Annotated in this window: 1 pseudogene; it reads right to left on the bottom strand. The window is 49.3% G+C overall.

Annotation, left to right across the window (positions count from 1 at the left end):
- A pseudogene (locus AB9F27_RS22200) lies at window positions 1–157 on the bottom strand (IS3 family transposase); the annotation flags it as partial.
- Window positions 158–282: the final 125 nt, after the last annotated feature.

Here is a 282-nt window from a genome sequence, read left to right as displayed (position 1 = left end):
CCACTCCGCCATACTTCTTCTTCCAGCGGTAATAGGTTTGTTCAGTCACACTGATCTGTCTGATTGCGTCAATTCGGGGCATGCCTTGCCCCATCAGAACTTCAACCTGCCGTAACTTCACGACATTCCCTTCGGGCTTGGGTCTCTTTATGGCCATCTATGGTCCTCCGTTTCCTAACTATAAGGGCGGACCACTTCAAAGGGGGAGGCTCAAATCCAATTCGTTTTTGTTGGATATGGCGGACAAAGTAGTTCGGGCGTATTTGTTTACATAGGTCACCG

The organism is Falsihalocynthiibacter sp. CO-5D18, from assembly GCF_041205445.1.
Classification (GTDB): domain Bacteria; phylum Pseudomonadota; class Alphaproteobacteria; order Rhodobacterales; family Rhodobacteraceae; genus Falsihalocynthiibacter; species Falsihalocynthiibacter arcticus.
The sequence above is the reverse complement of the archived record's forward strand: the minus strand, read 5'-3'. Positions and strand labels throughout refer to the sequence as shown.